At 68.6% G+C, this 6,695-nt stretch carries 6 protein-coding genes and 1 pseudogene; all 7 read right to left on the bottom strand.

Annotated features, from left to right (window positions below):
• Positions 1-87: 87 nt before the first annotated feature.
• On the bottom strand, positions 88-906 hold the full coding sequence (pssA, locus tag ABT245_RS15595; protein ID WP_351733943.1) for a CDP-diacylglycerol--serine O-phosphatidyltransferase: 819 nt from the start codon (positions 904-906) through the stop codon (positions 88-90).
• Positions 907-928: 22 nt separating this feature from the next.
• Positions 929-1,585: a phosphatidylserine decarboxylase gene (locus tag ABT245_RS15590; RefSeq protein WP_351733715.1), complete on the bottom strand. Its 657-nt coding sequence runs from the start codon at positions 1,583-1,585 to the stop codon at positions 929-931.
• A gap of 170 nt (positions 1,586-1,755) precedes the next feature.
• The gene (locus ABT245_RS15585; protein WP_351733713.1) at positions 1,756-3,000 is read right to left on the bottom strand and encodes an acyl-CoA dehydrogenase family protein; all 1,245 of its coding nucleotides are present in this window, start codon (positions 2,998-3,000) and stop codon (positions 1,756-1,758) included.
• On the bottom strand, positions 3,000-3,524 hold the full coding sequence (locus tag ABT245_RS15580) for a MaoC family dehydratase (protein ID WP_351733711.1): 525 nt from the start codon (positions 3,522-3,524) through the stop codon (positions 3,000-3,002). Before ABT245_RS15580 ends, ABT245_RS15585 begins: the two co-directional genes overlap by 1 nt.
• Before the next feature lie 2 nt (positions 3,525-3,526).
• Positions 3,527-4,486 (bottom strand): HpcH/HpaI aldolase/citrate lyase family protein, encoded by a 960-nt coding sequence (locus ABT245_RS15575; RefSeq protein ID WP_351733709.1) that lies wholly within the window; start codon positions 4,484-4,486, stop codon positions 3,527-3,529.
• Positions 4,483-6,528, bottom strand: a complete 2,046-nt coding sequence (locus ABT245_RS15570) for an ethylmalonyl-CoA mutase (protein WP_351733707.1) — start codon at positions 6,526-6,528, stop codon at positions 4,483-4,485. The genes ABT245_RS15575 and ABT245_RS15570 overlap by 4 nt, the downstream gene beginning before the upstream one ends.
• 9 nt (positions 6,529-6,537) lie before the next feature.
• A pseudogene (locus ABT245_RS15565) lies at positions 6,538-6,695 on the bottom strand (crotonyl-CoA carboxylase/reductase); the annotation flags it as partial.

The raw sequence follows: 6,695 nt of genomic DNA, 5'->3' as shown, positions 1-6,695 counted from the left end.
CCCCAACACCCCCCCCGGCCGCGTGGGGGGGGGGGGGCCCCCCCCCCCCGCCCCCCCCCCCCCCCCCCTCCTCGTCCGCTACGGCGGCTACGGCAGTTGGGCCGCGCGCGCCTCGCGCCGGTTGTCCCGGAAGTTGTTCACCCGGCGGGCCGTGGCGAACAGCGGGATCACCGCGCCCATGACGAGCTGGAGCGCGCAGCCCGTCTGGAGCAGCAGCTGGCCGCTGGGGGCGTCGAACGCCCAGGCGGCCAGCAGGCCCATCGACAGCACGATCCAGGACAGCATCGCCACCGCGAGACGGCCCCGCGGCTTCGGGTACTCGACCCGGCTCACCATCAGCCAAGCCGTGCCCAGGATGGCGAGGAGCGTCGCCACGAAGGGCAGCTCCAGCAGCACGATGGAGACGACCGTCAGCGCGCCGAACGGGCTCGGCATGCCCTGGAACAGCCCGTTCGGCGGCGTCACGCAGGAGAAGCGGGCCAGCCGAAGCACCACGGCGAGCAGCACGACGATCGCGCCGAGCGCCGCCATCCGCTGGTGCGCGTCGTCCGCGACCATGCCGTACACGAGGACGAAGTAGGCGGGCGCCAGGCCGAAGCTGATCAGGTCGGAGAGGTTGTCCAGCTCCGCTCCCATCGGGGAGCTGCGCAGCTTGCGCGCCACCAGGCCGTCGAACAGGTCGAAGACGGCGGCGCACAGCATCAGGATGACCGCAGTGGCCGCGCTGTGGCGGGCCATGCCGCTCTCCTGGCTGCCCGTGAGATGCGGGATCAGGATGCCGGTGGTGGTGAAGTACACCGCCATGAAGCCGCACGTGGCGTTGCCGAGGGTGAGGGTGTCCGCTATCGAGAGGCGCAGCGAGAGGGGCATCTCCTCCTCTTCGTCGGCCGCGTCGGCCTCGGGCACCCAGCCCGTCTGTGTCTCCGGATCAATCACGGTCAATGCGAGTCACCCCAGCCACGGTCTTCTGGCCGACCTCGACCGCGACCTCCACGCCCTCGGGCAGATAGAGGTCGACACGCGAGCCGAAGCGGATCAGACCGAGCCGGTCGCCCTGCTCCAGCTTCGTACCCTGCGGGACGTAGGGCACGATGCGGCGGGCCACCGCGCCGGCGATCTGGATCATTTCGATGTCGCCGAGTTCGGTGTCGAAATGCCAGACTACGCGTTCGTTGTTCTCGCTCTCCTTGTTGAACGCGGGAACGAAGCCGCCGGGGATGTGCTCGACCGAGGTGACCGTGCCGGAGAGGGGTGCGCGGTTCACGTGGACGTTGAGCGGGCTCATGAAGATCGCGACGCGGGTGCGCCCGTCCTTCCACGGCATGATGCTCTGCACCACGCCGTCGGCGGGCGAGATGACCCGGCCCGTGGCGATCTCACGTTCTGGGTCGCGGAAGAACCACAGCATGCCCGCCGCGAGCGCGGTGGCGGGCACGGCCACGGCCCTGGCGGCGCCGGAGCGACGGGCGCGGGCCAGGGTGAGGGCTGCGGTGGCGACGGTCGGGAGAAGCCACGGCGATGCTCCGCGCGCGAGGCGTACGCCGACCAGGCTGTCTCGGGGTGCAGAGGTTTGGCTGTGGGGCATGGATGACCTTCGTAGCGGATGATGCCGCGCTTCGATCGGGGGACGGCGGCTTTCCGGGATCGTACCGGTCGCGGGCCACAACTGGGCAAGCCAGGAAGCCGAGTCGGCGGCCGAAGACCGTTGACGGGGTGTGACCTTCTTCTCGAAGAAAACACCCCGCATCCGGACAATCAGCCCTGGAATCGATACGCTTCGAGCAGCCTGCGCCCGATGATCATTTTCTGGATTTCGGCGGTGCCCTCACCGATCAGCAGCATCGGGGCCTCCCGGTAGAGCCGTTCGATCTCGTACTCCTTGGAGAAGCCGTAGCCGCCGTGGATACGGAAGGCGTCCTCCACGACCTCCTTGCAGTACTCGGACGCGAGGTACTTCGCCATCCCCGCCTCCAGGTCGTTTCGTTCGCCCGAATCCTTTTTGCGGGCCGCGTTGACCATCATGGCATGCGCGGCCTCGACCTTCGTGGCCATCTCCGCCAGCTTGAACTGGATGGCCTGGTGCTGCGCGATCGGCTTGCCGAAGGTGTGCCTCTGCTGGGCATAGGCGATTCCCAGTTCGAAGGCGCGCTGGGCGACGCCGCAGCCCCGCGCGGCCACGTTGACACGGCCCACCTCCACCCCGTCCATCATTTGGTAAAAACCTCGGCCGGTGACACCGCCGAGCACCCGATCGGCCGGGAGCCGCAGCCCGTCCATGATCATCTCGGTGGTGTCGACGCCCTTGTAGCCCATCTTCTCGATCTTGCCGGGGATGGTCAGACCGGGGCGGACCTCGCCGAAGCCGGGCTCCTTCTCCACGAGGAACGTCGTCATCGACTTGTGCGGGGCGGCGGCCGTCCGCGCAGAGGAGTCCTCCGCAGGGGAGTCCTCCGACGAGGTGTGCCCTTCGTCACTGCGCACCAGGACGGCCACCAGGGACGATGTGCCGCCGTTGGTCAGCCACATCTTCTGGCCGGTCAGGACGTATTCCTCGCCCTCCCTGACCGCCTTGGACGTGATCGCCGAGACGTCGGAGCCGAGGCCCGGCTCCGACATCGAGAAGGCGCCCCGGATGTCGCCGGCCGCCATCCTCGGCAGGAAGTGGTCCTTCTGTTCCTGGGTGCCGTGCTGCTTGAGCAGGTACGCCACGATGAAGTGCGTGTTGATGATGCCGGACACCGACATCCAGCCGCGGGCGATCTCCTCCACACACAGGGCGTAGGTCAGGAGCGACTCGCCGAGGCCCCCGTACTCCTCGGGGATCATCAGACCGAACAGGCCCAGCTCCTTGAGGCCGTCCACGATCTGCTGCGGGTATTCGTCGCGGTGCTCCAGCTCCGTGGCGACCGGGAGGATCTCCTTGTCCACGAAGTCACGGACGGTGGAGACGATCTCCTGCTGGATGTCCGTCAGACCGGCGGTCTGGGCGAGGCGCGCCATCACTTCTCCGTCTTCTGCCGAGGTGCGTCCGGCTCGGGGCGGCCCGGCTGCTCCCCGCCGCGCTCCTTGAGATATGTCTCGGTGGGCACCATCACCTTGCGCCGGAAGACGCACACGAGGGTGCCGTCCTGCTTGTAGCCCCTGGTCTCGACGTGCACGATGCCCCGGTCGTCCCTCGACTTGGACGGCCGCTTGTCGAGCACGGTCGTCTCGCCGTAGATCGTGTCGCCGTGGAAGGTCGGTGCCACGTGCCGCAGCGACTCGATCTCCAGGTTGGCGATCGCCTTGCCGGACACGTCCGGCACGGACATGCCGAGCAGCAGGGAGTAGATGTAGTTGCCCACGACGACGTTCTTGCCGAAGTCCGTCGTCTTCTCCGCATAGTTGGCGTCCATGTGGAGCGGGTGGTGGTTCATGGTGAGGAGACAGAAGAGGTGGTCGTCGTACTCGGTGACCGTCTTGCCCGGCCAGTGCTTGTAGACCGCGCCGACCTCGAACTCCTCGTAGGTGCGTCCGAACCGCATCGTCAGGCCTCCGGGATCTCGAAGATGCTGGTGCGCCGCAGGCCGGCGGCCCGGCCCTTGCCGGCCACGACCAGCGCCATCTTGCGGCTGGCCTCGTCGATCATCTCGTCGCCGAGCATCGCGGAGCCCTTCTTGCCGCCCGCCTCGGACGTGTAGTACTCGTACGCGTCCAGGATCAGCTCGGCGTGGTCGTAGTCCTCCTGGGAGGGCGAGAAGACCTCGTTGGCGGCGTCGACCTGGCCGGGGTGCAGCACCCACTTTCCGTCGAAGCCGAGGGCGGCGGCCCGGCCGGCCACCTCACGGAAGCCGTCCACGTTACGGATCTGCAGGTAGGGGCCGTCGATCGCCTGGAGGTCGTGGGCCCGGGCCGCCATCAGGATCTTCATCAGGATGTAGTGGTAGGCGTCCGCCGGGTAGCCGGGCGGCTGCTCGCCGACGACGAGGGACTTCATATTGATCGACGCCATGAAGTCGGCGGGACCGAAGATGATCGTCTCGATGCGCGCGCCGGCCGCGGCGATCTCGTTGACGTTGTTGAGGCCCTGCGCGTTCTCGATCTGCGCCTCGATGCCGATCCGGCCCACCTCGAAGCCCATCGTCTTCTCGATCTGGGTGAGCAGCAGGTCGAGCGCCACGACCTGCTCGGCGTTCTGCACCTTGGGCAGCATGATGCAGTCCAGGTTCGCTCCCGCCCCCTCGACCACCGTCACGACGTCCCGGTACGTCCACTCGGTCGTCCAGTCGTTGACCCGCACGACCCGCGTCTTGCCCGTCCAGTCGCCCTCGTTGAGGTACTTGACGATGGTGTGCCGCGCCTCGGGCTTGGCCAGCGGCGCACACGCGTCCTCCAGGTCCAGGAAGACCTGGTCGGCCGGGAGACCCTGGGCCTTCTCCAGGAAGCGGGGACTGCTTCCCGGTACGGCCAGGCAGGAGCGCCGCGGACGAAGACGGTTGACTGTCATGCGGGGACCTCCAGGGGTTCGAGCTTGTTCGCTGTGCGGATCTCGTCGACGATACGGCCGATGATCTCGGTGATGTCGAAGTCCTTCGGGGTGAAGACCGCGGCCACTCCAGCGGCCCTGAGCCGCTCGGCGTCACCGTTCGGGATGATCCCGCCGGCGATCACCGGGATGTCGGCGGCGCCGGCCTTGCGCAGCCGCTCCAGCACGTCCGGCACCAGCCGGGTGTGCGAGCCGGACAGGATGGACAGCCCGACCGCGTGTACATCCTCGGCCAGGGCCGCGTCCACGATCTGCTCGGGGGTGAGCCGGATGCCCTGGTAGACCACCTCGAACCCGGCGTCCCTGGCGCGTACGGCGATCTGCTCGGCGCCGTTGGAGTGCCCGTCCAGGCCGGGCTTGCCGACGAGGAAGCGCAGCTTGCCGGTGCCCAGGTCGCGGGCGGTGGCGGCCACCTTGGCGCGGACGCCGGCCAGCGCCGAGCCCTGCTCGGCGGCCACCGCCACCGGCGCGGCCGAGACCCCGGTGGGCGCCCGGAACTCGCCGAACACCTCGCGCAGGGCCCCGGCCCACTCGCCGGTCGTCACGCCCGCGCGGGCGCACTCCAAGGTGGCCTCCATGAGGTTGTCGGTGCCCTTGGCCGCCTCCTTCAGCCGCTCCAGCGCCTTGCACGGGCGCGGGTGGTTGAACGGCGGCTGGTAGCGGGTGTCGCGCCAGTGCCGCAGGGCGTCGACCACCCGGGTCTCGATCGCCGGGTCGACCGTGTGGATCGCGGTGTCCAGGTCGGCCGTGAGCGGGTTGGGCTCGGTGGTCTCGAAGACGTTGACGCCGACGATCTTCTCCTCGCCGGACTCGATGCGGGCCCGGCGCTCGGCGTGGGACGCCACGAGCCGCGACTTGAGGTAGCCGGACTCGACGGCGGCCAGCGCGCCGCCCATCTCCTGGATCCGCTCGATCTCCGCAAGGGACTCCTCGACGAGCCGGGCGACCTCGGCCTCCACGACATGCGAACCCTCGAAGATGTCGTCGTACTCCAGCAGATCGCTCTCGTGCGCGAGGACCTGCTGGATGCGCAGCGACCACTGCTGGTCCCAGGGCCGGGGCAGGCCCAGCGCCTCGTTCCAGGCCGGCAGCTGCACGGCACGCGCGCGTGCGTCCTTGGAGAGGGTCACCGCCAGCATTTCGAGCACGATCCGCTGGATGTTGTTCTCGGGCTGCGCCTCGGTCAGGCCGAGCGAGTTGACCTGGACGCCGTAGCGGAAACGCCGCTGCTTCGGGTCCTCGATGCCGTACCGCTCACGCGTGATGCGGTCCCAGATCCGGCTGAACGCCCGCATCTTGCACATCTCCTCGATGAAGCGGACGCCCGCGTTCACGAAGAAGGAGATACGGGCCACCACATCGCCCATGCGCTCCTGCGGCACCTGCCCACAGGCGCGCACCGCGTCCAGGACGGCGATCGCGGTGGACATGGCGTACGCGATCTCCTGCACCGGTGTGGCCCCGGCCTCCTGCAAGTGGTAGCTGCAGATGTTGATCGGGTTCCACTTCGGGATGTGCGCGACCGTGTACGCGATCATGTCCGTGGTCAGCCGGAGCGAGGGCCCCGGCGGGAAGACATGCGTCCCGCGGGACAGATACTCCTTGACGATGTCGTTCTGGGTCGTGCCCTGGAGCCTGGTGATGTCCGCGCCCTGCTCCTCGGCGACGACCTGGTAGAGCGCCAGCAGCCACATGGCGGTGGCGTTGATCGTCATCGAGGTGTTCATCTGCTCCAGGGGGATGTCCTGGAAGAGGCGGCGCATGTCGCCGAGGTGGGCCACCGGCACGCCGACCCGGCCGACCTCACCGCGGGCGAGGACATGGTCGGGGTCGTAACCGGTCTGCGTCGGCAGGTCGAACGCGACGGACAGACCGGTCTGCCCCTTGGCGAGATTGCGCCGGTACAGCTCGTTGGACGCCTCGGCCGTGGAGTGACCGGCGTAGGTCCGCATGAGCCACGGCCGGTCCCGTTCCTTCGGTGTCTGCGGCTGACGCTCGCTCATGTGCGCCCCTCACACGTTCCGGAAGCGGTTGATGGCGTGGATGTGCCTGGCGCGTAGTTCCTGGTCGTGTACGCCCAGGCCTTCTTCGGGGGCGAGGCAGAGGACGCCGACTTTGCCCTGGTGGGTGTTGCGGTGGACGTCGTGGGCGGCCTGTCCGGTGTCGTGCA

Source organism: Streptomyces sp. NPDC001508 (assembly GCF_040298665.1).
Lineage (GTDB): Bacteria > Actinomycetota > Actinomycetes > Streptomycetales > Streptomycetaceae > Streptomyces.
Note: the sequence above shows the minus strand (reverse complement) of the source record. Positions and strands in the feature narration are given on the sequence as shown.

Excerpts from the sequence above, each read along its gene's own strand:
- ABT245_RS15590 (WP_351733715.1), bottom strand. The coding sequence starts at position 1,585 with ATGCCCCACAGCCAAACCTCTGCACCCCGAGACAGCCTGGTCGGCGTA.
- ABT245_RS15585 (WP_351733713.1), bottom strand. The coding sequence starts at position 3,000 with ATGGCGCGCCTCGCCCAGACCGCCGGTCTGACGGACATCCAGCAGGAG.
- ABT245_RS15580 (WP_351733711.1), bottom strand. The coding sequence starts at position 3,524 with ATGCGGTTCGGACGCACCTACGAGGAGTTCGAGGTCGGCGCGGTCTAC.
- ABT245_RS15570 (WP_351733707.1), bottom strand. The coding sequence starts at position 6,528 with ATGAGCGAGCGTCAGCCGCAGACACCGAAGGAACGGGACCGGCCGTGG.
- ABT245_RS15575 (WP_351733709.1), bottom strand. The coding sequence starts at position 4,486 with ATGACAGTCAACCGTCTTCGTCCGCGGCGCTCCTGCCTGGCCGTACCG.